This window comes from Bacillus sp. SM2101 (assembly GCF_018588585.1).
Taxonomy (GTDB): Bacteria; Bacillota; Bacilli; order Bacillales; family SM2101; genus Nanhaiella; species Nanhaiella sioensis.
Genome location: NZ_JAEUFG010000008.1, coordinates 193,560 through 219,374, shown reverse-complemented (window position 1 = coordinate 219,374; position 25,815 = coordinate 193,560). Strand labels below are relative to the sequence as shown.

Sequence of the window (25,815 nt, the reverse complement as noted above, 5' to 3'; positions counted from 1 at the left end):
TAGGGGAGTGTAAGGATGTCAAACCTATTAGAAATTCAAAATCTTAGGAAATCATATCATAACAAAGATGTGTTAAAAGATATTACATTTAATGTACCCACTGGTTCAATAGTTGGATTCATTGGTGATAACGGAGCAGGTAAATCAACAACAATTAAAGCAGTTCTAGGATTAATTTCTAAAGATAACGGTTCCGTAAAATTATTTGGTAAAGAAAATATAAATAAACATGCCAGCATTAAGGAAAAGATTGGAGTCGTTTTTGATGCTATGAATCTACCGGCTCATCTTACGATAAAACAACTAAATAAAGTTTTTGAAAAACTGTTTAATTCATGGGATGAAGATAATTTTTATCGATTAGTTCATTCTTTCTCTTTACCTATAGCTAAAAAAGTAAATAAATTCTCTCGTGGGATGTCAATGAAACTGTCTGTAGCTGTTGCGTTATCCCATAATGCACAATTATTAATCCTAGATGAAGCGACAGGTGGGCTTGATCCTTCATCAAGAGAACAATTGCTAGATGAGTTAAGAAGCTTTGTCAGTATAAGTAATGGTGCCATATTACTTTCCACTCATATCATAAGTGACATTGAAAAAATAGCTAGCCACCTTGTCATTATAAAAGATGGTGAAATTTTATTAAATGAAGAGAAAGATAATGTTCTAGAAAAGTACGCTATTGTAGATATGGATAACGAACAATTAATTTTACTGAACAAAAAAATCGTTGTTGCGAAAAGAAATTATGGCTCCTATTGTAGTGTACTTGTTACAGATAAACAACAATTGCCAAGGGGTATTGAAGCTAAAACCATCACATTGGACGAGCTTAGTGTCTTTTTAACGAGGAGTGAAAATAAGTGAGTGGTTTATTATTAACTAACTACTACCTAGTTTATAGAAGCGTATTTGCTTACTCAGGACTAGCAATTTTGGTGTCTGGATTAATGTTATTTTTCGGAGATACTTCAATGTACCGCTTTGCGGCTTTGTTAACTACCTTACTAGTCGCGATGCCTGCAATTGAAATTATTAAATATGAAGGCAAGTCTGGTTATGATAAGTATGTACTTACATTACCTGTTTCTAGAAGTAATATAGTAAAGAGCCACTACTTTTTCTATTTGTTAACTGTAATTATCGGTACTATATTATCATATGCCATATTGTATGTGTATGGTCTCATTTCAGAATCACCAATCAATGCTATATTAAATATTGTCTTTTTGGGTACTGTCATTGTGCTCATTTCCGGAGCAATTGCCTATCCTTTTCTCTATGTATTTGGATTAGAAAAATCTGATGCTATTTCAATAGGAAGTGCATTTGGTGGGCTTGTTACTACTCTTGGCCTACAAAGTTTAGTTGGCTATTTAATAGAACAATTACCACTTAACATAGATCACTCTTTATTCGTTCCAGTTATATTTTTATTATTTGGAATTATCATATATATCCTTTCATTTTTTGTTGCTGCACTTATATATCGTAGGAAAGAATTTTAATATTTTTTCTTTGGCAACTGCTTATGTTGTTAGCAGATAATTATAATGCATTGCTCTGAGGCATTACATTAAATGATCTTGAAAACTTCTAAAAAGTAATTATTTCTTAAATGAAGTACTAGGAGAAAATAGATTAGTATTTTTAATAGATTTTCTCCTAGCATGTTTCCTAAGAGTTCATTGTAATCATAATCTAAAGAAAGAAAAAGCAAACAAGGCACCTTGTAGGACCTCATCTACTGTTTTCATTAGGTATCTAGACTATTCGGTCATCCCCTGCTTTTTGACAACAGAAAACCGAAGCGGATTGCATGTTCGATTTCGTCTGTGAATGCTCGAAAGAATGTATCACGAACTCTTAAATCTTTTGTTAACAAGTAGCTATTACGGTATGATTCATAAGCTTTTAGTTCATCTTCATAAGCAAGCTTTAACCCTTCACGATATGTTCTAAAAACGACCTTATCAATTTTGTATTTAGGTTCATTACCAGTTAAAACGGTGTATAAGTCTGCAAATAATTTGAGGTGCTCTCGTTCATCTTCTAAAGCATGTGCAAGGTCGTTCTTATGTTGCTCATTCGGTGCAGCCTTTAATAATCTTTCATAAAAATCAATTGCTGTTGCTTCACCTATTACAGCTTCATTTAAAGCTTCAACAACTTGCTGTGTATTGACTTCATGATCAGATCGATTATTTACTTGTGTATTTAAATGTCGTTGTTGAGGGTGGACAAGAGCTTGTTGATTCGGGTACTGTGGAGTGTAATAATACATACAATCATCCTTCCTTCATTTTCATATATGTATCATACGAAAAAAAAACTAGGCATGTGCCTGTCAATGGATAAGATGTTGATAATTAATATTGAGCTAATGTTTGAGGAAGTACAAAGACTATTTACGTAGTGACCTTCGCTTCTCGTCCAACTTTACATACTAATCTCATTAACAATCTATGTGCAACCGGGAACAACAAAAACATAATATCTATCGTTCTTCTCATTGGCAGTGGACAAATTATCGGTTTATTTTTGTGCACACCGTCTATAGCTACTGTTGCTAGTTTCTCTGGAGACATCATTTTTTGTTTTTTAAGTTGATTAGTCATCATTCGTTTGTCCATTTTAATTGCTTTTGCATTGTCAAACGCTGATGTTCGAACGAATGCAGGACATAGTGTGCTTACGTTAATTCCGTGATTTTCAGCCTCATAATGAAGAGATGTAGTTAAACCAATTACTCCATGTTTTGTTGTAGCATATGCTGCACTTAATGGAGAAGGACCCAGTCCAGCAGCAGATGCAGTGTTAACTATATAACCCCAGCCTTGTTTCTTCATTAATTGATAACCAAATTGCGTTCCATAAATAACCCCCCACACATTTACGTCCACAATGTCTTCCCAATGTTCAATGGACATATCATATAGTTCACCATACATCGCAAAACCCGCATTATTAAAAATATAATCTATCCTGTTAAACTCACTATATATTTCTGAATAAAAGCTCCTTACCATTTTCTCATTTGTTACATCTAAACATATAAATTTAGCATTTACACCATCTTTGTTTAGTTCATCTTCAGTACACTTTCCGTTTCTCTCATTAATACCTGTTATGACTACAAACACGTTCCTTGAGGCTAATTCATTGCAAATTGCCTTCCCTATTCCTGATGCACCACCAGTTACAATCGCTACCTTTCTACCGCTCATCATGTAAAACCCTCCGATTTAATGAGATTTATAGCTTGCTGTAAAAACAGATCTACATGAGAAACCATTTTTTATTATGACTATAAACTTTGTAGAAAATTGGCTTTCATACAAAACTAATCAGCAGTCTAATTTGTTTTTCGTAACAGGATTTCTAACATATACACCCATTGAAAAGAACAACAATTAATAACAGTACTAATTAATAACATCAGCCTTTTTTATATCATTTTGTATTGACGTGTTGACCATTTTCTCATATTGCTCAGCGACAAATGTAGCTCCTACAGAATTTAAGTGGACGCCATCAAGAGTTAGGTATAACCCCCTTTTTGATGAAATATGATCAACTCGAACAGCTTTTTTATAAAGGAGAACATCAAATAAAATTTTAATAGCACTAGTAGATATATAATTTGAAGTATTAAGGCCATCGAGTTCGTTTTTGAAGAGGGAATGTAAATCTAAACATGCTACATTATCGTATTGTATAGAGATCGTATGAATTAAAGAAGATAGTTGCTTCAATGTGTTGTTAGCATCATTGTCCAATTTCTCCCCTATAACTGAAGGTGTGACAGTGACAATCTTAGTTGATGATTCAGACAAGATACGAAGAATCTGATGATAGTATTGCTTAAATTCTTGATGATTTTTTGCAAAAGGCTGTGGTTTGACACCTAATAATTGTGAATATACATCATTGATTCCTATCCATAAAAACGTTAAATCGTATTCGTAAGGAAAAGTTGTATTTGCTAAACGTTTGTTTAAGCTGATTACCGTATCCCCTGCTTTTCCATAGTTATCTATTAAGATATCTTTATTTCTCTTTTGTAGAATTGATGAAAAAGAAACACCTGGTTTTCCTTCAGTTAAACTATCTCCTATTAAAGCAATACGCATTAATTGCTCCTCCTTTAAATTGTTTTAAAAACACAGTTTCGTTCATCTCATTAAAGTTTACGTCAGAAATAGCTGGAGCCCAACTCAATTATTCTTTCATGCATCAAGTAGACGACAAGAAAGGGCTAAGAAGGAATGATGATTTCACATGTATATTATTTGAACGTTCGTTCAATTTCTATTAAAAAAATATCATTGTTGTTAAGGTTTAATTGATTCTAAAAATATAGTCACGGCTTCAATAAAAAGTTTTTCTAAAGTTTCAAATTCAAGAATACCAATTGATGCACATAAACCGCCCATCCAGGAGCTAAATAACATTGTTGTCTCTAGGATGTTATTTATAGAAAATTCTCCAGTCTCAAGACCTTCTTGAAATATTTCAAGATAAGTTTCAAAGGGAACAGCAGCAAGGTCTGTATATAAGTTTTGAACAGTATTAGGATCCACTTGATCGTTAGTAGCCATTTCTCTTCCTGCTTGTAGCAATGGGGTTTCAAAATTATATAACACATGTCTCGCTATTCCAAACAGTTTCTCAGTTGTATTTTCAAATGAAATTGATGTGCGCTGCCATTTCTCCCTCCATTCAGTCATTGATTTTTTAGCTAAGAATACAAATAGCATTTCCTTATTTTCAAAGTAATAATAAATATGGCTTTTGCTTAAACCAGTTGCTTTGGATATATCGCTTATCGAAGTAGCCGCATAGCCTTTTTGAGAAAATATTGAAGTTGCATGTGAGATAATTTTCGACTTAGCATCTTCTTTTGGCAAGTTTTTCTTATCCAAATAATCACTCCATAATGAAATTTACATACATTTGAACGATTGTTCAAAAAAATATTACCATATCATTAGGTACTATTCAAGAATTTTCAAACAATTAAGCATAGGATCATACTATTTATATTTTTTAATGAAGAATATTTTTTAAATGCTGAACATGACTCCTATCTTCATCAATGATTTTCTCAACTATTTTTAAGCTTTCATCATCCAAATCTCCTCTTACGATATCCTCTGACATTTTAATTGAATAGGTATTTTCACCCTCAATAAGCCCTTGAACAATTCCTTCTTTTGTATCAGGAAATCCCTTGATTTCACTTACAAGTTCTTTTACATTACCTACAATACCAGGATTATCTACAGGCTTACCTCCTAAGTTTTGAATCCTTTCAGCTAATAGATTTGCATGTTCTTTATGATTTTGTTGTATTTGTTGTAGATCCTTTCTCAATTCATCATCTTTTACATTTTGCATATAGCTTTCATAAGCATGTATACCCATATATCTTCCTTTCAATAATGCATTTAATTCTTTAATAACTACGTTGTTCTCCATCATCTATCCCTCCTTATATGTGCATAGTATGATCAAATCAATATTTATCATATACATAAGTTGTATAGGACAATGCTATACATACCTCATCTCTTTTTCTCGCACAATTATTAACTACAGGTTGAAATAAGAGATAAATATTCAATTCTTCACAAAAAAAAATAATTGATATTAAAAACCCAAAATTAAATGATTGTTTGTAATTTATATTGTTCCTATTTTAATATAGAAATGACCGTTCTATAATTATCACGAAAACCGAAGCTGAATGCTTGATGCATGCAAAATACGAGTCATTGTGAGAAATGGAGACGATTTAAGGGTTAGAGCTGAGTTACATATTCTATTTTTCTAGATTGGGGTACAATGGTCATTCCCTACTTAACCTTCACTGTCTTCACATAGTTTCAGTTTGAAGTGAGTGCATTTTGACCGATAAATGATAAAAACACGCACTAACAAGAGAGTGCGTGTAGAAATTTTACTTACTGTTTTTCATTCCTATTTTTATTTGTTGTAGCTTCATTCACTAGTTCATCATACGATTTTACTTTGCCGTGTGGATTTTGAGATTGCTTCCTAACAGACCATTGTCTTTCTTGTTGCCCTTTTGACTGTGTCATAAAAAACCTCCTATGAATACTTGTCCTTTGTTATGATGTCAATGTAAGTACATTATTATTCTTTGTTACTAATTTAAATCGGAGATTCATCGTCTTAAAGAAGAAAAACATCATGATTCGAACTAATTATATCGTTATTAATTAATATGAAATACAATAATCAATGGGAGCATTCTTTATAAAAATCTGTCTGATTGATCAGGATAATTGATTATTCAGGAGAATTTGTTCTTCTAACCATTTTGTAAGCACCATTCATTTGAAAGTGAGGGTACCGATATTAAAGATCGCAAATTTTTATACATCATCCTTTTGGCACACTTATTATTATTTATAGCCTTTCGTTTTCTACCATTATTTTGGTACACACTTCCAATATCGCTGTTCGTATTATCTTACATATCGATAAATATTGAAAGAATGCACTTTGAAGGTAGTTGGATAAGGAGTTTAATAATAGGTTGCTGCTCAGGAGTAGCGTTGTACTTGATATTTGTAGTTGGAAAGGTAGTTATAATAATTTTACAATTACCATTCATTAATCAAATTCAAGCCCTTTATGAAACAGTAAATCCAACCCTTTGGTGGCACTATATTGTTTTGTTTTGCGTTATTATCCCTGGAGAAGAACTTTTTTGGCGTGGCTTGATTCAACAACGTCTTTCATATTTAATTAAGCCAGAACAAGCCATATTTGCAGGAGCTATTTTATACGCATCTGCACACATTTATGCAGGTAATATTGTTTTAGTTCTTGCATCTTTAATAGGAGGTATAATATGGGGTAGTTTATATGTTTGGAAAAGGAATATGGTTTTACTTATCAGTTCTCATATAATTTTTGATTTGTTTTTAGTCATACTTTTCCCACTTTCATAAAATTTTTTTCGAAAAGGATTTTTAGCAACTAGATGGTGGTTTGAGCCAAAGTCGCTGTAATACAAGGAAAGGATGCTAAATAACTACGTTCTTTTCTTGCTCGTAAAGACATTGTCTCCTATGTTCTATGACAACAGATAGTATTAACATTCGTTTTACTTGCTCAAATCTCCCATCTAATTGCATAACTTTAAATTAGTGACCTTTCAATGAAAATCACTCGGCATCTTAGGTATTGTATGGATAAACCATATTCCAAAGACGCCAATTGATATCCACGAAAAATGATGGCTAGACAAATCAGCCACCTTTTTCTTATATTAAACCCAATGTTTAACATTACTATACTACTGATTAGTCATAGTACGTTTATTTGAACTATCCCCAATTCAATACTCCTTCTATTTATAAATTCATTTTACTGTTATGTAAAACTATTTTTACTTTGTTTCTTTAAATGTTCGTATTCCCTTCTATGTAGAAGAAGACATACTCTCCCCTGCTCTTATCTGTTATTCTTCTTCTTTCAACTTTATGCGCTTAAGAATTGCCCTCTTACGATACATCATGGTTCCTGCTTCGGCTATATCATTTACTGCAGAGCGATTTATAAAAGCACCAAACAGGAGTCCAGCAATCGGGATCATTTGAAAAAGCTTCTTCCAGCCAATCTGATCACGATATGAAAATACAACCTCTCTCCATCCTTGAAGTTCTGAAACAACTTCTCTGCTTTGTTCATTTTGATTAGAGTCGAACATCGACAACTGCTGTAAAATAGTTTTTTTGCCAACAATATCAGCAGAAATAAATTGCAAAACCTTCACGATGAAAATTCTTTCATTTTTATCAGTAGGATCAAAACCATAACAGATCGCTATGTCTTGAAGAGTTTTTAATTGGATGCCGAGCAACATAGGTATATCTATAGTTAGAGTAAATATACCTCCAACTCCAGTGCTTGCCCCCTGCAATGTGGCTGCTCTTTTTCGATTTATTGACAGCCTTGCAGCAGCTTCATCCATACTCGCAATAGGCAGGTTTTCTACATCCTCTAAAGTTAGAATATTTTGCTTGGGATAATAATTTTTCAAAGCAGCTATCGAGCTTAAATACGTGCCTCCTGATTGGATATATGACCCTAGCTCATCAAGAATCAATCCAACCTTCTTTTGGATGAATTTAGGTGTGAATCTGTCAATCAATTTGAAAGGTAGCCGTCCGAGCTTATCCCAAAACCATAAATCACTCTGATCTTTTTCCCAGTCTTCACAAGTCTTTAGCTCGTTTCTTAAATATGCTATCGTTTCGATCATTTATGTGCATCCTTTCAAAGATGGAATTATTGTTGATTTACTAACATACGTACTAAAATAATAAAGGTTTAAAGTGTGTTATACAATCCCTTTATACTGTCACACTATCAATCAGACAAAACCAATTAATTCAAACTCTTAACTCTATGTAATTCTACAATTTGTCCTATAAGTCAGAACAACGAAAAAACTATACTTCTCCATCAATCGCCTTTATTATTTTAGTGTAAATTTTTAACAGTTAGTATCGTAATTTTGTAAAAATGAGTAAAAAAGATTTACGTTGGGAGATTGTTCCACTAAAATACTCTCTAGGGGGGATTGTGTTGTCACAAAAGGATCTTTCAAAGATTATTATTATTGTTGCAGGAACTGGTTTAATATTATTTGGTATCATAATTATATTTAAAAGCTATAGTTTTGCAGATTATCTCATGCGTAATAAATTTTTTAGTCGTTCATCCGTAAGAAGCCCTGAGCCGAGTGAAATGTTATTGGCTACTAAATTATATTTTGCTAGTTGCTTATCTGTTGGGATCTTAACTACTTTAGGAGGGATGTTCACAACAACTATTGGTCTAGTTAAAAAATATTGAGCTAGACCTCATTTTTTGCTTTCACATTAATTGTAGCTTTTCCTATTTAGAGCCTAACAAGTATATAACTAACATTTAGGGCATTTTGCCTTCTCCAAAGACTACAAACATCATGTAACACACATCAGTTAAACATATATATATGTAAAAAAAGCAACACTGTTTACGAAAGGAGCCTTAGTAAAGACTATCTTCGCATTAGTTGTTGCTTTTCGGTCAATGTTTTAAGCACATATACCTCTTGCCTTCGGGGCATCTTTTCTTCTCGAAAGATATAAAAACCACTTAACACACATCAGTTAAATATATATAGGTAAAAAAGAAACACTGTTTACGAAAAGAGCCTTAGTAAAGACTATCTTCGCATTAGTTGTTGCTTTTCGGTCAATGTTTTAAGCACATATACCTCTTGCCTTCGGGGCATCTTTTCTTCTCGAAAGATATAAAAACCACTTAACACACATCAGTTAAATATATATAGGTAAAAAAGAAACACTGTTTACGAAAAGAGCCTTAGTAAAGACTATCTTCGCATTAGTTGTTGCTTTTCGGTCAATGTTTTAAGCACATATACCTCTTTCCTTCGGGGCATCTTTTCTTCTCGAAAGATATAAAAACCACTTAACACACATCAGTTAAATATATATAGCTAAAAAAGAAACACTATTTACGAAAAGAGCCTTAGTAAAGACTATCTTCGCATTAGTTGTTGCTTTTTGGTCAATGTTTTAAGCACATATACCTCTTGCCTTCGGGGCATCTTTTCTTCTCGAAAGATATAAAAACCACTTAACACACATCAGTTAAATATATATAGGTAAAAAAGAAACACTGTTTACGAAAGGAGCCTTAGTAAAGACTATCTTCGCATTAGTTGTTGCTTTTCGTAATTAGAGCTGAGAAATAACTCCAAAACTTTCAGATTGGGACGTCTAAATTTTCAGATCCACAATTAACAAACAATATGAAAATCTCCGTAAAAAAACATGATGACTTCATGTAAGAATATGTATTTTCCATTCAAAGGCTTATTCCTTCACTATTGTAAAAAATAGTCTCTTTTACGGTTGCGGCTGTTCCTTATGAATATCACTCAAATCAACATTGTACAGCTTCTCCCATTCATCACGTAGAACACCCATCTTAATAGAATCATAGTAAATACCGTTATGGTAACGACATTTTCTCAAACGCCCTTCAAGCTTCATTCCAAGCTTTTCTGCTGATTTCATCATTCGTTCATTACCTGACCAAGTTGTTAAACCAACCCGTTCGATAGGAAAACGTTTAAACATTTCTGTCACCCACAATACTAAAGCATCCGTTCCATAACCATCGCTCCAATAATTTGGGTCATAAATAATTATGCCAACCTCAAGCCATCGAGTTGGCTTATATTCCCAATAATAAGTTGTTGTACCTACTAGCTTGCCATTCACCTCGATTGCAAACAAACTCGCTTCTTGCATTTTCTTTGACGTACTTACTTTAAACTCTTCTAAACTTTCTTTTGCTAAAGGAAAATAAGGTCCATCCCATTTTTTCCATTCTGGTTCATCTTCACCGTAGATAAAATCCCATAACGTTGGTAGATCCTGCTGTTCAATTGATCTTAATATTACTTTATTTCCGACTGTTTTCATTTCCAAATTCCTTTCAAAGACTGTTCAACTTAGGAGTAATCTTCTGTTGTTGAACATACGCAATACATTAGATGTCCATATTTTTATTCTTTTTGGTACTAAATAACATACCAAGTCCAATTATAATCAGCACTACAGGCCAAAACTCAAAAATTGATATTGGTAATAAGTTATCGATAAAAAAGAAGATACCTAGAAATGATAATATAGAGACTGGGATTAGTAAACCGTTTTCCCGACCTCCAAATAGCCATAATTCAAATAACCCTAAAGCAACTGCCAGCAAATATATAGGCCAAGTATTTACAGCATAACCCCAACCGAATGTTGTGTGAAAGAGCATTACTGAGCCAATAACGAGTAAGATACCCCCAGGAACGAGAACCCCAGCAGAGCTCCTTTTAGCTCCCCCTGCGAAAAATCCAATATGAAATCCAAGACCAACAATTACTAATGTCAAAGGCCAAAGAGTTACCCAAAAATTATTGATTACATCAAATGTATCTAGCAAAAAAAAGATACCAATAATTATCAATAACAAGCCGCTAGTTATTCTACTCATTACTATCTCCCCCTCTTGATCGTACTACAATCGTATGTTTATATATTTATTATAATTCATATTCTTGGGAATTGTTAGTCTACAACCCATAATCATCCAAATAAGCTTTTTCATCATTAAGAGCCCTATACAACGATTAAGGCTTTTCCACTTCATATGTTAATAGTAAGTCTTTTCCACTTTTTTCTTTATGATATACTAAATTTAATTAATAATGATCGTTTTATATCAACCTTGCACTCCTGACTCCATTTCTTCTCACTGGTTGTTGTTTTATGTACTAAGAAAACTAAGCGGGTTACACCTTGAATTTCGGGACATCATTTCTTCTAGATACCTTGAAAATGCACCTTCCTAACAGGGTCTCAAATGAAGTGAAAAAAACAATAATGTTTACGAAAAGAACCTAACGAAAAAAGGTTATTTACTTATTATTTACATAAATGGAGGTTTTGGTTATGAAAATCGGATTGGCTCAAACAAGGTTTCCAAAATCAGCAAACGAAGGGTTAGAAACAGTTAAGCAAATGATACATCAGACCTCTCATCATCATTGTGACCTTATTTGCTTTCCTGAATCTATCATTCCTGGGTTAAGAGGAGTAGGTTATAAAGTTGATGAATATAATCACAGTTTTCAAATCTCTGCATTAGAAAAAATTTGTTCATTAGCTAAGCAAACAAAAACTGCCGTAATTATCCCCATGGAGTGGCAAGATGAACTTGGATTCCATATCGTTGCATTTGTAATAAATAATAATGGTGAAATACTAGGTTATCAAACTAAAAACCAAATTGCTCCAGACGAAGACTTTTTCGGTTATGTCCCTGGAGATGGGCGTTATATATTCGAAATTAATAATGTGAAATTTGGCATTGTCATTTGCCATGAAGGTTTTAGATATCCAGAAACTGTTAGATGGGCAGCTATGCGTGGTGCTAGCATTGTGTTTCATCCACAATATACAGGTTGTGTTGATAATCCCGAATTTTTTAATCAAGCAATGGTGTGTAGAAGTTTAGAAAATGACATTTATTTTGCAAGTGTAAATTATGCTTTAGAAAATCAAAAAAGCACCTCTTCTTTAATCTCTCCATCAGGAGAACGATTAATAGTTGGACAACAAAATGCACAGGAATTATTAGTTTATGATATTGACACAAAGCTAGCGACTAGGTTGCTAGCAAATCGTTTCAAACCCGATTTATTATCATAAGCTCCATATTAAATCAAAACGCTTTGATTCTATTTTTACTAAAGTAGCTTAGTTAGCTAAGATTTAATAGCATTATCCTTGTTACAAATGTATATCGTCTATTTCTATGTATGAAAATCAACAGTCAATGTGTATAAAGTAGAAAATAAGGTTTTATTTTTAACCATTCAATAATAGTCCCTTACCTTTGTTTGGGACTATTATTACCTTAATTGTGGTATGATAATCTTTACTTCTGTGCCTACACCAGGTTGACTTTCAAAGCTAATTCTCCCATCCATTGATTGTATTATTCTAATCGAAACCATCGTACCTAATCCAGTACCTTTATCTTTCGTTGTATAAAATAATGTTCCTATTCTATTAAGCTGTTCTTTAGTCATCCCTTTTCCAGTATCCTTGATTATTATATAGAAGTACATACCATCACTCGTTACAGTAATATTTACACTTCCTCCGTTTTCCGAGGCCTCAATAGCGTTTTTAATGATATTGACGAAGGCTTGTTTGATTTGATTTCGGTCGGTTAATACATGATCACTAGAGTTCAACGAAATTTTCAATTGTATATCTTCTTTAGAAGCAAATGGCTCTAGTAATTTACAAACATCAATAATAACCTCATTTAAAGGGAAACTCTCAACTTTTTCAAACTGTGGTTCCGCAAAATTCAAATAATCACTAATAGTAGATTCTGCCCTTCCAAGTTCACTAAGGACGATTCTGAGATATTCCAGATTTTCACTCTCTTGTTGTTTTTCCATTAACTGAAGAAACCCCTTAACCACTGTCAATGGATTTCTAATTTCATGGGCGATGGAAGCAGCTAACTCTCCTATTGTGTTTAATTTCTCAGCATTTTGTATTTCTTGTTTCATCCTTTCTCTTTCTATCACTACTTCATACAGCTTAGCTGCAAATCCAATGCCTATGTTAAGGATGATTCCAAAAATAATAATATAAAAAAGTAACTGTTTAACATCCCCATCTATACTTCCATCAAATATAAGCCAACTAACTAAGATCCCAAGCTGAATAAACGCAGGCCAAAAGCTTACTATGACTGCAATAACAATACGTTTACTCTTCTCAAAGTTCCAAAAGCGCATAGAAAAGAGCATTGGAATGGAAGCTGCCAACAGCACGCTAATATATCCATAAAATAAAGCTTCTCCACCCATATATGTTCTAGTCATAATAATAAAAAATACTACAATGCCCCCGCTAATTGGTCCTCCGTATAGAAATGATAATACGAGAGGGACATATCTTAAATCCCAATACAAACCAAAATTATATGTTGAAAATAACATACAAAGCGCTGCTGCTGTACCTTGCATCAAACCATATATATAAGGATTAAAGATATTTAGTTTTTTGTTTTCGAAAATAACAAAATAAAATAACACTGGTGCAAAAATAATTAATACATGTAAAAATAACGTTTCTGCTAACATTAAAATTTTCTCCACATCATTTTTTTTACTTTCTTCAAAGGGATTTTGTCCATGGTACTTGTGCTGTTTACATATTAATTATTTTTGCACATTATTTTGTTTTTATGGAATTAGGCCATTATAGCCCCATGTTTTTTGCTATAATTTGCTTCATTATCTCGTTTGTACCAGCATATATTGAGCCCACTTGTACATCTCTAAACCTTCTAGCAATCTCATATTCTTCCATAAAACCATAGCCACCATGTAACTGCATACATTCAGTCGCTACCTTTTTAGCGAGGTCAGTTATCCACCATTTTGCCATTGAAACTTCAGTAACGACATGTTCACCATTCATATGCTTGCTAATCAAATCATTTACAAATGTTCTACCAATCTGTATTTCAGTAGCCATCTCTGCCAATTTAAAACGCGTGTTTTGAAATTTACCGATAGGTCTACCAAATGCCTCACGCTGTTTCACATAGTTTATTGTTATTTCGAGCATCCTTTCGCATGAAGCCTGAGTTGCGATTGCTAAAACGAGTCGTTCCTGCTGAAGTTTTTCCATAAGATAATAAAAGCCATTTCCTTCTTCACCTAATAAATTTGTAACTGGCACACGACAATCCTCGAATATTAACTCTGAAGTATCATTGGAATGTAGCCCAACCTTCTTTAGTTGCTTTCCTTTTTTGAATCCTGATGTGCCATCTTCAACAACGATTAAACTAACACCTTTATATGCGGGTTCTGCTTGTGGATCTGTTTTACACACGACGATGACGAGGTCAGAGTGTATCCCATTTGTTATGAATGTTTTTTCACCATTCAGAATGTAAGAATCCCCATCGCGAATAGCTGTTGTTTTTACAGCCTGTAAATCTGACCCAGTGCCAGGCTCAGTCATTGCGACTGCTGAAATAAGATCACCTGTTAAAGCTGGTGGAAACCACCTTTTCTTCTGTTCTTCTGTCCCATAGGAGTCGATATAAGGCATAACAACATCATTATGTAAGCCTATTCCTCCTAGGCCTCCCCCTATTTTGTCAAGCTCTTCTCCAATGATAACCGAGTAACCAAAGTCTGCATTGATTCCACCATATTTCTCGTCAACCCATGGGCATAAATACCCTTGTTCACCCATCTTCTTCCAAAATGTTCGAGGAATACATTTCTCTTCTTCCCATTGTTCAAAATAAGGCAAAGCTTCTTTCTCCAAAAATTTTCGTAATGAACGGCGAAATATTTGGTGTTCCTTGTTAAACAATTTATTATCTTGCATAACTGTAGTACTCACTAACATTCCCCCTTATAATAATTATCTTATACAATAACAATGGTTCACTTAGCCATGTTATCGTTTCCATTAATCTCTATGGCTACAATTCTACACATCTAGAAGGTGTGTATAGTTATACTCGTTCAATAATCATTGCTGACCCTACACCTGCTCCGCCGCTTATCCCTATTGCGCCAAACTCATAATCTACTCTCTCCATTTCGTCCAATAAAGTAGAAAGGAGCATTCCCCCGGTAGCACCTAATGCATGCCCCATTGATATGACGCCGCCATTGCTGTTTACTCTCTCATGATCAAGATTATATTCATTAATGAAGTGTAAGACAGTAGCGCCGAAAGCTTCATTATACTCATAAATATCTATGTCTTTGGCAGTTAGATTTGCATTATCAAGCGCTTTGGCAAGTGCATGTTGTCCCCCTGTAAGAAGAAGAGGATGCACCGACGTAGTTGCAGTCATGCGTATTCGGGCTCTCGGGTGTAGCCCTAGTTCTTCACCTTTTTCTTTTGTACCTATTAAAATGACAGAAGCTCCATCAGCTAATGCAGGGGAACTTCCCCAGTGGTGTGTAGGAGTGAACTCAGTCAGCGATGGTATAGAAGATAATATGGTTTTGTCTGTTTCACCTCCTTTAAAGCTCGGTTCTATGGAAGAAAAAGTTGTATCGTTAACATGCTCTAAAAAACATTCATCTTGTGTTAATAATAAAGTACCATCTTGTGCGTACACAGGTATGAGAGATTTAATAAAATATCCTTCTCTCGTAGCTCTACTCGCTCTTCGATGCGATTCGATGCTATATAAATCAACGTCTCTTCTTGAAATTGAATACAATGATGCCATAATATCCGCAGCAACACCCATATGAACGAACTGAGTAGTTTGCATTACTTCTCTATCCGTGAACCAGGCTCCTTCATCAGAAAACATTGGCACGCGAGAAACTGATTCTACACCTCCTGCAATGATTAAATGATCAGTTTTTGTTGCAATTTTTTGTGTTGCAATACTGATCGCATCTAATCCAGAAGTACAAAATCGATTTACCGTCATTCCTCCAACAGAATGATGTAACCCAGCATGAAGTGCAGCTACTCTAGCAATATTAGCACCTTGTTCCTTCGTTTGGGTAACACAGCCTAGAATTATATCATCGATTTTCTTAGCATCGAAGTCGTTTCGTCGGACAATTTCTTTTAACAACAAACCTATTAAATTGATGGGTTTGAACGAACGTAAAGAGCCATTTTTTCGGGCTGAACCTCTCGGTGTTCTAATTGCATCAAAAATATATACTTCCATTATATATACTTCCATTATCTCCCCACCTTCATATACAAATAATTGATGGTGTATTACATAGGGAAGTAGGCTACACCCCTACTACGAAACTTGCACTTGTAGTTGTGCTACCACCTATGTTCAGCGTAGCAACATTTTTTGAGCCCTCTATCTGATAATCTCCTGCCGTGTTCGTCACCTGCTTATAAGCATCTAAAAGCATTCTAACCCCTGTTGCTCCAACCGGATGACCTGCCCCTATCAACCCTCCACTTGGATTAATTGGGAGCTTTCCATCTTTTGCTATCATGCCAGATTCAATTGCTTCATAACTTCTCCCTGGAGCTGTTAAACCAAAATGATCGATAGCCAAATATTCTGAGATCGTAAAACAATCATGTGTTTCTATTACATCTAGTTCATCAATGCTCTTAATATTCGATCTAAACAAAGCATCTAAAATTGTTCTTCTTACATGAGGAAATACATACGGTGAATCGCTACTTTCTTGCATTTTATCCTTTAACAGCATAGTAGCAGTCCGATGTCCCCACCCTTTAATTTTAGGTATTGTTGATAATCTAATGTCTTTACGCTTTGCATATTCAATTGCATAAGCTTCTGAAGCTAGAATAATACATGCTGCACCATCGGTAATTCTTCCGCAGTCTATTTGCCGTAGCCTTCCCTCAATTACCGGGTTTTGTTGTTCATCTTCTAGAAAATTCTCTTTATCTAGTTTCCAGTTTCTTGTTTGTGCATTTGGGTTACTTTGCGCATTATACAAATTTTTCTTAGCAAGTTCAGCTAAGTGCACATTAGACAACCCGTACCTTTTATCATATTCTTCAGCAATTTCACTAAAAAGATATGGCCATGGATATGTTGCATTTACCGCCTCTTTGCCTAGCCAACATGCAGACCCTAAGTATTCTGCTGCCTTCCTTGCTGGAACATTTTTCATCTCTTCTATTCCAATAATACAAGCTAAATCGTAACGTCCTGCCTCAATTTCAGCAGAAGCTGCAAGTACCGCCATACTACCTGAAGCACAAGCAGCTTCATGGCGTGATGTTGGGATTCCAGCAAAATCTGGATGGATAGCTGCAAATAAACCTCCTAATTGTGCTTGTTTATTAAATAGTTCCCCCGCAAAATTTCCTATATGTGCAGTATCGATTTCAAGGGGGGAAATATCTGCATTCGCCAATGCTCCTTCTACTACTTCCTTCAGCATGTCAAATACAGCTAAATCAAGCCGACTCCAATTTTTCGCAAAATCTGTTTGGTAACCTCCTAATATATACAATAAATTGCCTCCTATATTTTCATCTAGGCAGTAGTCATCGTGTATACAACTAACCTTTGTGGGGCCCGTAATTATTAGTAACATTAGCATTAAAGTTCACGAAAAAGACTTAGTCAAATTGTTTTATCTATAGCACCCTATTTAAACGAAATTCAAACTAGCAAATCTTTTTACTGCTAACTAACTATTCAGTATCTTAATCAATCTTTTCACCCGGGACCCAGCATGCATGAAACCCTATCGGAATGTTTACTGGAATTTTCACCCTTGCGATTGCCCCATTAGCAAAATTAAGGGCATCAATGATTAATAACTCAGATTGATTTTCTACTTCGTCGTGAACAAACGTAACTAAGTAACCGTCATCCTCTGAATTTGAATACTGCCGTGGAGCAAAAGCTGCTTCATTTCCGTATCGTCCTTTCCCAAACATGAGCGTTTCAGAGTTCTGTTTTTCGGTATCATATTTTACAAGGCCATCAAACGATAACGTTTGTTCGTTTGAAATATGAACATTGTACGTATAGCGTGATTTTCTGCCTACGAAGTTTAAATTCACAGTAGGAAATTCCGTATTAATATCATCAAGTAATCCTTCTTTAACCACGCCCGTCGTTAAATTAAAACGCCAATAGTATAACCTAGCATTTAACTGTAAATAGGCTAACATTCTTGCAAGCGGACTAGCATTTTTTGTTACTTCAGGCATTGGTTCCTCAACCCTGCAACCGAGTAAGACAATTTCATCTCCCTCTTCCCAAGAATTGATCGTGTGATATATATAGCAAGGCTCGGCTTCGAACCATCGAATATTTTCATTTGACCCAAAACGAGGAAGAATACCAAACCTACTAGGAACGTCTCGATGAAATTCGACTTTGTATCGGCCTTTGCTAATTGCGTTTGAGTCCGCAAATAACGGTAAGTCCATTAATATCGAGTAATTTTCTGTAATTGCCATATCATGAGGAAGGCGTGGACCAGGTAAATCAACATCTACGCAATGTATTAAAATCCCTGAAGCAGATACAACTCCATATGTCAACGATGACCTTAATGGTCCATAATCAAAAAACATTAAGTCACCTGTTTGTTCATCTACCTTCGTATGCGCTGATATATTATTTTTATATTTTCCTCCAAAATCCTCAATCCCTAACGTTTCAAGCGTTTGAGGATCAACTTTGTATGGTTTACCTGACATATACCACAAGGTCATCAGTTGTTTATTATGGAAAACAACATCGGTATTTGATGTGTCCTTCAGTGGCATATCCTTTGGGTTTTTCACCATAGATTCCATACGCCCAAACCATATCGATTCTCCTACAGCAGCTTCTCTTTCAAAAGCAGCTGTTTTAATCCATCTGTTTCGATAGCTTACCTTTCCATCACGAAGTTGAACTGAGTGAAGCATTCCATCACCGTCAAACCAATGATATCTTCCTCTCGTTTCATATTTAGGATTAGGACCATTCCTCACATAAATTCCATTTATATCTTTAGGAACCTCCCCTTCAATGACTTCTAAATTTTCAACAAAAACTTCATCATGTATAGGTTCATATTTTCCTAATAAATACGGATTCACATTTGTTTCTAGTGCGAAATCAATCATATCATTTTTCATCTTCATCCTTTTTCCCCCTTTACATAAATAATTACCTTGTCAATACGTGTCGTTATTCGGAATTATCAGTTATATAAGAAATTTTCTTAAAAAGCGACAAAAACCACACAAACTAATTAGTAGTCATCATTAGCGTTTAGAAGATTCATCTGCGTAAGTCCTACTTAAATCCAGTCTGTTTTCATATCGGTTGTTGTTACAGATTTCTTAGATAAAAGTACACATACATCTAGTGTTTGGGGCATCTTTTCTACTATTACAATTATTAAGCTCTAATAATACTCATCATATTGTCCATTTAAAAAAATAGTAACAACGGTTACGAAAAGAGCGTAAATCAAAGTTGGAGAATAGATGTTATAATGGTTGAAGTTAATATATTTGTAGGTAACGAGATAGGTGATTTTTAATAATTAGAAACAATCCTACTTACTCTTGAGTAAATAACTTATTATTCATAATAATGACATAATAACGAAGCTATATCTAGTAAAAAAATTCGAGTTTTTTAGACAAATAAGCTCATTTAATAAATACTGATTTATGATTATGAGACTTTTTTATCATGCTTTACTTTCAATATTTAAACCTTGATTAATCATTTTGAAATTTAAACCCCCAATATAATACAATAAAATACGAGGAGAAACGAAAAATGAAACTTTGATATCAATAAAATTTAACAAAGCATAAAAAACGCTTTTCCATCAAGAAAAGCGACATAATATTATTCCTATTACTTCCCTGATTTACAAATCCGTTTATGTAAAAAGCATACAAAGGGCTTTTGATTAACAGGTGAATCTTAAATCATTCAATATTTTCCTCAATTCTAGTTCTCAATGTACTCACTATTTTGATACGACTTTAAAAATGATAAAGTGAGGATTTTTCATTAAATACTTAAATGCATCATGATAATCTTTTTTCATTATTTCCAACGGTTGAGGTTACACCATCCTTTTATGGAATTTACTCATTTCAAATGTGAGGACTATTTTGAGCAGCGGGTGATATCTGATATATGGAGAAAACAAAAGATTGCAATTGAGGTACAAATATCGCGGTAGACCTTTACAGCAAATTATAGCTGATACGGTAAAATTTTTTAACATAGAAGAAGTGGTAGAACTGAAAATAACAAAGTTCCATGAGGCTTTAATACTCTATTAAACTCACTAAATGTGAATTCCCAGTCTTTAATATAATGAAGTGTTAATGAAGAAACAATAACATCAAATTCATCATGTTCAAATGGCAAGCACTTTTCGAGATCTTGACACAATATACTTGCTTTATTATTTAGCCTTTGCTTAGCTACTTCAACCATACGAGGGCTTATATCTATTCCTGTTACACTAGCTCCTCGTTTAACTAATGCCTCTGAATACGAGCCAGCTGCACAGCCAGCATCAAGAACATTGTTATGATGTAAGTGTTTTGGCAACAATTCCATCATTGCTGGTCGCTCATAAAAAGCGTTATAAGGACTGTCATTATCAACATTCTCTGCGTATGTGTTAGCTAAAAGATTGAACGTTTCAGCAGTTTTATTGGGCATGCTCATTCCTTCTCCTAAAGACATCAAATCTCATATTAAAATTATAATTGAGTACTGCTCCAAAACAAAAAAATACGTTTACATTCTATTATTCTTATTTAACAATTGAACAACGATACTATTTTCTCATTCCTATAGGGTTAAAAAGAAGAGGTTAAAAGCTAACTTCAACTAGAAAAAACCAAATAATAAAAGGGCTCGTTTTTAGCCCTTTTATTTTCTAACAATTATACAAATAGTAGCTTAGATTATGAAACAATTGGAAGCGAATATCGTACATACCCATCTACATCATAGTCGTATTTTTCACAAATTCGATACTCTCGACCGTTAGAGCTTAACTCTAGGTTATTTTTTTCTACAAAAGAATAAAGTGCTTCTCCCGCAGCATTAAAATCATGATCGTTGTTTGCTACTACAACACAGCTTTGCTTAGGTAGAGCGATTTTCGTAAACCACTCAGGTATGCCATCATAAGATTTTACTTCAACACAGAGAATATATGCATGTGTTTCAGGATGATCCTGTAATTCTGTTATTGGCCAAATTCCGTAATGAATCCGCTCGTTCACAACTTGTGGCAAATGCTGAGATATAGCAAACAAGCTTTCCTTTGCATTTTCATATTTACTCTTCATGTCCTTTAAGCTTATACACGGAATTCCTATAAGCTTTATTTCTTCATGTTCAATAAGTACGGGCTTCATATGGTCTTTGTTTTGCATATTTCCACCTCCAAAAAATTGTTAATTTATACAAGTTTTAGTCTAATTGATTCATGAAGTATTGTAAATAATTTTCTGAATATTAAATTGTTATAGCCTGATACTTTGATCTGCAATACCAATGCTCCCCACTTGTTTTATTTCTGTTCCAAAGTATGATGAATTAATCTTCATAGATTTGCATAAATTTTTCCTCAGCTTCATTAGCCACTGTGGTTCATGATTCCACTGTTCATCTAGTGATCGTAAGACACGTACATACCCATATAAGTTAGCAAAACGTTTACATGCAGGAATGATTGACATCATATCTTCTGAGATTTCATATTCAGTAAGATACCCTTCCAAAAACCGTTTCTTCTTCACCTGATAGTTGTCACTAGACATACATTCTTTTAAACTATCAAGAGCTTGAACTATATCCATCACATACCAGTGATACATAGCATCGTCAAAATCGATGATTTGACAAGATTCTGAAGGCCCATCGTAGAAAACATTATCGTATTCAAAGTCATAATGAACTAAACCAAAGTTGTGTTTTGTTAAAGGAATCGTTTTAAAATATTGCTTAAGCATAGCTGTTTCCACCTTAGCTGCAGTTTCGTTTGGAAAATGACTCAACGTATTATCTATCCAATTTAACACATCACTATACGACCTGCGCCTGTTCCTTATTGGCTTATAATCACAAGCTAACTGATGAAGCTTCCCTAATGCTTTACCATAGCTAAATAAGACATAATTACTAAAATCAGTTTTATTTATAGGTACACCTGCAACTCGTTTAAATACAGAAGCATAATAAACACCCCAAGGAGTTTGTGCCTCAATAAGATCCTCACCATTTTTTGCATTTACGACCTCTAATGCATCGTATCGCTTACTACGTAAGTAATTAATAAATTCAAGCTCTGCTAGAGTGTTCTCTCTACACTTTTCGGTTTTTGGTGAAAATCTTAAAAACCTTGTCTCACCTTTGTATTTAAACTTGTAAATAGCATTAGAGGATATTCTGAAAGCAGCTATTGAACCTATATCATTTTTCCAGTATTGCACTAACATCTCTGCCAAATCTACATTAATAAAAAGATATTTAACTTTCATCATAATAAAAGGCTCCTCATTTTCTTTTGTTATTTATTTTCTTCTCAAAGTTTCTTCTCTTTATAGCTAGTCTTTGTAACTCTAGTAGTTGCTTTTCGTAACTATCCACTCTTTTTCGACTTAAACTTCCCTTCTCAATCGCTGTTAGAATGGCACATCCAGGTTCTTTTCTATGTTGACAATTTCTATACTTGCAATAGGTACTTAATTCCCTTACATCCTTAAAACTTTGTTCAAGAATATCTTCATCTCCCCAAAGCTGTACTTCTCTAACACCAGGAGTATCAACAATCATCCCACATGCCGGCAGAGGGATAAGCTCTACACTAGTTGTTGTATGCTTTCCTTTGCCTGATGTTGAACTTATAGCTTGTTTTTGTTGCTTTTCTTCCCCCACCAAGAAGTTCGTTATTGTCGACTTTCCAACTCCTGAAGATCCAAGTAAAATAACTGTTTTTCCGAACTTAACATATTCAAAAAAAACATCCATATTAATATCTTTTTCAGCACTAACATAATGAACTGGGACTTCGTTATCTATTTCATTTAATTGTTCTTTAATTTGATGAATGTCTGTACACAAATCTATTTTATTTAAGATAATTACTGGTTGTATTCCACTCTGATAAATGAGCGATAAAAACCGTTCCACTTTGCGAATGTCAAAATTTCCGTCTAGCCCCATCACAATAAATGCAGTATCTATATTTGACGCAATAACTTGTTCTTCAGTTCTTCCCCCTTCAATCAAACCATTATTTATCTTTCTTCCTCCTGAGATGGGGAGTTTTCTTTCGTATGCATTCTCTCTTGTTAAAACTCGATGAATGAAAGCATGGTTGTCATTATCAAATTTCATTTCATACATAACCCAATCACCAACAACAGGAAAATCTTTTGTAAGTTTAGCATTATATCTAAACTTACCAGAAATTTTTGCTGTAATAGGTTGTCCGTTAACTGCAATTAAATAATGATCTTTATTTTTCTTTACGATTCTCGCTACTTGATGACCTTCTTGTTTCAAATCTTTAAGCTGCTTCTCAAAATAAGGATTCCACCCATGTGAATATAACTCCATTCTTTTTTCCTCCATTTAAAATTGGTTTGACTAATATTATTGAGGAATAACTGGAAATGAAGCTAAAGTATTTACTGTTTTATGAGTGCATAAAAAAAACCACAGGGCTATATCAGATAACCTTGTGGCTTCAAAACTCATTCTTCTCATAGTCACTGTTACTACTCTTTGATACTAATCTTCTTCGTACGAACACCAAATCGACTCATAACAGCTTTCTTAAAAATCCATACTCACACCATACTCATTTCTACCACATATTAAAAAACAAGCTAATGATTTATTCCGCATGAGTGAGAGGTAATACAAGTAATTCCCAAGGTTATCCTCATTAAATTAGTCATCGTTAACTCTCACTCCCTTCTATAATAATAAGAAAATTATAACAATTACAATAGAATAAATCAACCGTTGAAGTCTGAGACTAGTACTATTTAATACATATCACCAATGAGTGTGGAAAGAGTTCATATATCCAAGATATAAAAAAATAATCCTTTCATTTGTTAAACAGGCTATTATCCTATTATGAAGTTCTACTTTCTTTCACGAAATTAATTTATATCCACTTAACCATAAACATACCTACACTTTATAAAATGATTTTTTAGCTTATTCTTCTTGACTTAGAGTATACTCTAATATTTATAATCAGCTTGATTAGCAATGCTTCTTTATAATAAAAGACTCTTTTAGTAAGCTATCTTGTTATAAATACAAATTGACAAAGCAATGGTTTCTGAAATTCTCATCATTTTATAAGAGAGGACGCGAAACTATTGTTAAAAACGTGATTATTTATTAACAAGAAACACAGCCTTAGCAAAAGAATATGCGTATGTCTAATGTGGAAAGGACAATATGCCATGATAAATTATATAAGTATTTTATTATGTACAGAATAAACGGATGTAATTAAAATATCCACGTCAGTATAAGCTAAGCATTGATGTCCAATATCTGAATGTATTGCTAATCCCTCATTTACATTACTAGGACAGTACAAGTTAGTTAATAAATTAGAAAGAAGGATGAATAATGGAAAAACAAATTGCAGTAATAACAGGAACCTCGACTGGTCTTGGCCTTTCATTAACAGAAAAGTTGGCAAATGAAGGCTGGAAGGTCTACGCAACAATGAGAAATTTAGAGAAGGGTCAACCTATTAAAGAATTACAACAATCAGGTTTAGAAGTTGAGTTATTGCAGTTAGATGTCCAGTCACAAGATTCAGTAGATCAAGCTATTCAAACTGTAATTAATCAAGAAGGACATATTGACTTATTAGTAAATAATGCAGGAATTGGATATATCAAAACGACTGAACAATCTTCTGAAGAGGAATATATCAATGTATTTGATATAAATACATTCGGTGCAATTCGTTGTACAAAAGCTGTACTTCCTTATATGCGTGAGAAGAAAAAAGGAAGAATTGTAGCAATTTCATCGGTTGGTGGTTTAGTTGGACAACCACTAAATGAAATATACTGTGCGACAAAGTTTGCTCTTGAAGGCTACTATGAGAGCCTTGCTACTTATGTAACTCCTTATTTTGGAGTCGAGTTCATGATTGTTGAGCCAGGTGGTATTTCATCTGAATTTGCTAACAGTGTTCTTGCTGGTGTCTCTAGTGGAGGTGGCTTCCCTAAGGATGATTTTGAACAAGTTGTTAATGACTATATGGGCTCAAGGACAAATCGATCAGATAATATTTATCAAACCCCATCAGAAGTTGCAAATGTGATCCTATCTCAACTAAGTACGAATCCGCTACCTTTAAGGGTAAGAACATCAGACTGGTCTGAAAAATTTTGCCAGTATAAAACAAAAGAAGATCCAACTGGCCTACTTCAAACAAAAGATGTTGTAAAACAAATGTTAGGAAAATAACAAGATGTAAGGTGAAAAAACAACCATCAGTAATAGGTTCAACTTGTTATAATTAAAATAATTAATGAAGGCTTTTACGCATTTGAAGAAAAAAAACTTACACAATGAGGGTTCGTGGTATCTGACAATAAAAATCAAATAATACACAAATCAGTTACTCAAATG

The 25,815-nt window shown here is 33.9% G+C and carries 24 protein-coding genes; 6 read left to right on the top strand and 18 right to left on the bottom strand.

Annotation, left to right across the window (positions count from 1 at the left end; all coding sequences use genetic code 11):
- The first annotated feature begins 15 nt into the window (after positions 1-15).
- Both JM172_RS10200 and JM172_RS10195 read left to right on the top strand, forming a co-directional pair.
- Positions 16-870: an ABC transporter ATP-binding protein gene (locus JM172_RS10200; RefSeq protein WP_214482181.1), complete on the top strand. Its 855-nt coding sequence runs from the start codon at positions 16-18 to the stop codon at positions 868-870.
- On the top strand, positions 867-1,511 hold the full coding sequence (locus JM172_RS10195) for an ABC-2 transporter permease (protein ID WP_214482180.1): 645 nt from the start codon (positions 867-869) through the stop codon (positions 1,509-1,511). Before JM172_RS10200 ends, JM172_RS10195 begins: the two co-directional genes overlap by 4 nt.
- 269 nt (positions 1,512-1,780) lie before the next feature.
- On the opposite strand, the gene JM172_RS10190 is transcribed toward JM172_RS10195, so the two are convergent.
- The 6 genes from JM172_RS10190 to JM172_RS10165 form a co-directional block, all read right to left on the bottom strand.
- The gene (locus tag JM172_RS10190) at positions 1,781-2,287 is read right to left on the bottom strand and encodes a ferritin family protein (RefSeq protein WP_214482179.1); all 507 of its coding nucleotides are present in this window, start codon (positions 2,285-2,287) and stop codon (positions 1,781-1,783) included.
- 124 nt (positions 2,288-2,411) lie between these two features.
- On the bottom strand, positions 2,412-3,230 hold the full coding sequence (locus JM172_RS10185; RefSeq protein ID WP_214482178.1) for an SDR family NAD(P)-dependent oxidoreductase: 819 nt from the start codon (positions 3,228-3,230) through the stop codon (positions 2,412-2,414).
- Between the two features lie 198 nt (positions 3,231-3,428).
- Complete coding sequence (locus JM172_RS10180) at positions 3,429-4,136, bottom strand: SGNH/GDSL hydrolase family protein (protein WP_214482177.1); 708 nt, start codon at positions 4,134-4,136, stop codon at positions 3,429-3,431.
- Positions 4,137-4,337: 201 nt separating this feature from the next.
- Entirely contained in the window at positions 4,338-4,928 is a 591-nt protein-coding gene (locus tag JM172_RS10175; protein WP_214482176.1) for a TetR/AcrR family transcriptional regulator, read from the bottom strand.
- A 124-nt stretch (positions 4,929-5,052) separates the two neighbouring features.
- The gene (locus tag JM172_RS10170) at positions 5,053-5,484 is read right to left on the bottom strand and encodes a DUF2383 domain-containing protein (protein ID WP_214482175.1); all 432 of its coding nucleotides are present in this window, start codon (positions 5,482-5,484) and stop codon (positions 5,053-5,055) included.
- A gap of 485 nt (positions 5,485-5,969) precedes the next feature.
- A complete protein-coding gene (locus JM172_RS10165) occupies positions 5,970-6,107 on the bottom strand; it encodes a DUF6254 family protein (protein ID WP_214482174.1) in 138 nt (45 codons plus the stop codon).
- Positions 6,108-6,593: 486 nt separating this feature from the next.
- Between JM172_RS10165 and JM172_RS10160 the strand changes: the two genes are divergently transcribed.
- Positions 6,594-6,986 carry a CPBP family intramembrane glutamic endopeptidase gene (locus tag JM172_RS10160; RefSeq protein WP_214482173.1) on the top strand — a complete coding sequence of 131 codons (393 nt, stop codon included), beginning with the start codon at positions 6,594-6,596 and terminating at the stop codon, positions 6,984-6,986.
- Positions 6,987-7,498: 512 nt separating this feature from the next.
- Here the strand turns inward: JM172_RS10160 and JM172_RS10155 are convergent.
- On the bottom strand, positions 7,499-8,302 hold the full coding sequence (locus JM172_RS10155) for an EcsC family protein (protein ID WP_214482172.1): 804 nt from the start codon (positions 8,300-8,302) through the stop codon (positions 7,499-7,501).
- A gap of 326 nt (positions 8,303-8,628) precedes the next feature.
- On the opposite strand from JM172_RS10155, the gene JM172_RS10150 reads away from it, so the two are divergent.
- Positions 8,629-8,898: a hypothetical protein gene (locus JM172_RS10150; protein WP_214482171.1), complete on the top strand. Its 270-nt coding sequence runs from the start codon at positions 8,629-8,631 to the stop codon at positions 8,896-8,898.
- 1,061 nt (positions 8,899-9,959) lie between these two features.
- Here JM172_RS10150 and JM172_RS10145 read toward each other — a convergent pair.
- Together JM172_RS10145 and JM172_RS10140 are read right to left on the bottom strand one after the other, a co-directional pair.
- Positions 9,960-10,541 carry a GNAT family N-acetyltransferase gene (locus JM172_RS10145; protein WP_214482170.1) on the bottom strand — a complete coding sequence of 194 codons (582 nt, stop codon included), beginning with the start codon at positions 10,539-10,541 and terminating at the stop codon, positions 9,960-9,962.
- A gap of 67 nt (positions 10,542-10,608) precedes the next feature.
- On the bottom strand, positions 10,609-11,103 hold the full coding sequence (locus tag JM172_RS10140) for a LiaI-LiaF-like domain-containing protein (RefSeq protein ID WP_214482169.1): 495 nt from the start codon (positions 11,101-11,103) through the stop codon (positions 10,609-10,611).
- A gap of 458 nt (positions 11,104-11,561) precedes the next feature.
- Between JM172_RS10140 and JM172_RS10135 the strand changes: the two genes are divergently transcribed.
- A complete protein-coding gene (locus JM172_RS10135) occupies positions 11,562-12,320 on the top strand; it encodes a carbon-nitrogen hydrolase family protein (protein WP_214482168.1) in 759 nt (252 codons plus the stop codon).
- 203 nt (positions 12,321-12,523) lie between these two features.
- Here JM172_RS10135 and JM172_RS10130 read toward each other — a convergent pair whose 3' ends face one another.
- The 9 genes from JM172_RS10130 to rsgA form a co-directional block, all read right to left on the bottom strand.
- On the bottom strand, positions 12,524-13,777 hold the full coding sequence (locus JM172_RS10130) for an ATP-binding protein (RefSeq protein WP_214482167.1): 1,254 nt from the start codon (positions 13,775-13,777) through the stop codon (positions 12,524-12,526).
- 118 nt (positions 13,778-13,895) lie between these two features.
- Positions 13,896-15,044: an acyl-CoA dehydrogenase family protein gene (locus JM172_RS10125; protein WP_214482206.1), complete on the bottom strand. Its 1,149-nt coding sequence runs from the start codon at positions 15,042-15,044 to the stop codon at positions 13,896-13,898.
- Between the two features lie 130 nt (positions 15,045-15,174).
- Positions 15,175-16,380 carry an acetyl-CoA C-acyltransferase gene (locus JM172_RS10120; RefSeq protein ID WP_214482166.1) on the bottom strand — a complete coding sequence of 402 codons (1,206 nt, stop codon included), beginning with the start codon at positions 16,378-16,380 and terminating at the stop codon, positions 15,175-15,177.
- A gap of 55 nt (positions 16,381-16,435) precedes the next feature.
- Positions 16,436-17,653, bottom strand: coding sequence for an acetyl-CoA acetyltransferase (locus tag JM172_RS10115; RefSeq protein ID WP_214482165.1), 1,218 nt, complete (start codon positions 17,651-17,653; stop codon positions 16,436-16,438).
- Positions 17,654-17,849: 196 nt separating this feature from the next.
- Positions 17,850-19,289: a carotenoid oxygenase family protein gene (locus JM172_RS10110; protein ID WP_214482164.1), complete on the bottom strand. Its 1,440-nt coding sequence runs from the start codon at positions 19,287-19,289 to the stop codon at positions 17,850-17,852.
- 1,102 nt (positions 19,290-20,391) lie between these two features.
- On the bottom strand, positions 20,392-20,844 hold the full coding sequence (locus JM172_RS10105; RefSeq protein WP_214482163.1) for a class I SAM-dependent methyltransferase: 453 nt from the start codon (positions 20,842-20,844) through the stop codon (positions 20,392-20,394).
- 248 nt (positions 20,845-21,092) lie between these two features.
- Positions 21,093-21,569, bottom strand: coding sequence for a GyrI-like domain-containing protein (locus JM172_RS10100; RefSeq protein WP_214482162.1), 477 nt, complete (start codon positions 21,567-21,569; stop codon positions 21,093-21,095).
- Between the two features lie 90 nt (positions 21,570-21,659).
- The gene (locus JM172_RS10095; RefSeq protein WP_214482161.1) at positions 21,660-22,679 is read right to left on the bottom strand and encodes a phosphotransferase enzyme family protein; all 1,020 of its coding nucleotides are present in this window, start codon (positions 22,677-22,679) and stop codon (positions 21,660-21,662) included.
- Between the two features lie 13 nt (positions 22,680-22,692).
- Positions 22,693-23,757, bottom strand: coding sequence for a ribosome small subunit-dependent GTPase A (gene rsgA / locus JM172_RS10090; protein ID WP_214482160.1), 1,065 nt, complete (start codon positions 23,755-23,757; stop codon positions 22,693-22,695).
- A 1,038-nt stretch (positions 23,758-24,795) separates the two neighbouring features.
- Between rsgA and JM172_RS10085 the strand changes: the two genes are divergently transcribed.
- The gene (locus tag JM172_RS10085) at positions 24,796-25,650 is read left to right on the top strand and encodes an SDR family oxidoreductase (protein ID WP_214482159.1); all 855 of its coding nucleotides are present in this window, start codon (positions 24,796-24,798) and stop codon (positions 25,648-25,650) included.
- Positions 25,651-25,815 lie beyond the last annotated feature (165 nt).

What these genes read in the sequence shown, in the direction of transcription:
- JM172_RS10200 (WP_214482181.1), top strand. Translation starts at nt 16, where the DNA reads ATGTCAAACCTATTAGAAATTCAAAATCTTAGGAAATCATATCATAAC.
- JM172_RS10190 (WP_214482179.1), bottom strand. Translation starts at nt 2,287, where the DNA reads ATGTATTATTACACTCCACAGTACCCGAATCAACAAGCTCTTGTCCAC.
- JM172_RS10185 (WP_214482178.1), bottom strand. Translation starts at nt 3,230, where the DNA reads ATGAGCGGTAGAAAGGTAGCGATTGTAACTGGTGGTGCATCAGGAATA.
- JM172_RS10180 (WP_214482177.1), bottom strand. Translation starts at nt 4,136, where the DNA reads ATGCGTATTGCTTTAATAGGAGATAGTTTAACTGAAGGAAAACCAGGT.
- JM172_RS10170 (WP_214482175.1), bottom strand. Translation starts at nt 5,484, where the DNA reads ATGGAGAACAACGTAGTTATTAAAGAATTAAATGCATTATTGAAAGGA.
- JM172_RS10165 (WP_214482174.1), bottom strand. Translation starts at nt 6,107, where the DNA reads ATGACACAGTCAAAAGGGCAACAAGAAAGACAATGGTCTGTTAGGAAG.
- JM172_RS10155 (WP_214482172.1), bottom strand. Translation starts at nt 8,302, where the DNA reads ATGATCGAAACGATAGCATATTTAAGAAACGAGCTAAAGACTTGTGAA.
- JM172_RS10145 (WP_214482170.1), bottom strand. Translation starts at nt 10,541, where the DNA reads ATGAAAACAGTCGGAAATAAAGTAATATTAAGATCAATTGAACAGCAG.
- JM172_RS10140 (WP_214482169.1), bottom strand. Translation starts at nt 11,103, where the DNA reads ATGAGTAGAATAACTAGCGGCTTGTTATTGATAATTATTGGTATCTTT.
- JM172_RS10135 (WP_214482168.1), top strand. Translation starts at nt 11,562, where the DNA reads ATGAAAATCGGATTGGCTCAAACAAGGTTTCCAAAATCAGCAAACGAA.
- JM172_RS10130 (WP_214482167.1), bottom strand. Translation starts at nt 13,777, where the DNA reads ATGTTAGCAGAAACGTTATTTTTACATGTATTAATTATTTTTGCACCA.
- JM172_RS10125 (WP_214482206.1), bottom strand. Translation starts at nt 15,044, where the DNA reads ATGCAAGATAATAAATTGTTTAACAAGGAACACCAAATATTTCGCCGT.
- JM172_RS10120 (WP_214482166.1), bottom strand. Translation starts at nt 16,380, where the DNA reads ATGGAAGTATATATAATGGAAGTATATATTTTTGATGCAATTAGAACA.
- JM172_RS10110 (WP_214482164.1), bottom strand. Translation starts at nt 19,289, where the DNA reads ATGAAGATGAAAAATGATATGATTGATTTCGCACTAGAAACAAATGTG.
- JM172_RS10105 (WP_214482163.1), bottom strand. Translation starts at nt 20,844, where the DNA reads ATGCCCAATAAAACTGCTGAAACGTTCAATCTTTTAGCTAACACATAC.
- JM172_RS10100 (WP_214482162.1), bottom strand. Translation starts at nt 21,569, where the DNA reads ATGCAAAACAAAGACCATATGAAGCCCGTACTTATTGAACATGAAGAA.
- JM172_RS10095 (WP_214482161.1), bottom strand. Translation starts at nt 22,679, where the DNA reads ATGATGAAAGTTAAATATCTTTTTATTAATGTAGATTTGGCAGAGATG.
- rsgA (WP_214482160.1), bottom strand. Translation starts at nt 23,757, where the DNA reads ATGGAGTTATATTCACATGGGTGGAATCCTTATTTTGAGAAGCAGCTT.
- JM172_RS10085 (WP_214482159.1), top strand. Translation starts at nt 24,796, where the DNA reads ATGGAAAAACAAATTGCAGTAATAACAGGAACCTCGACTGGTCTTGGC.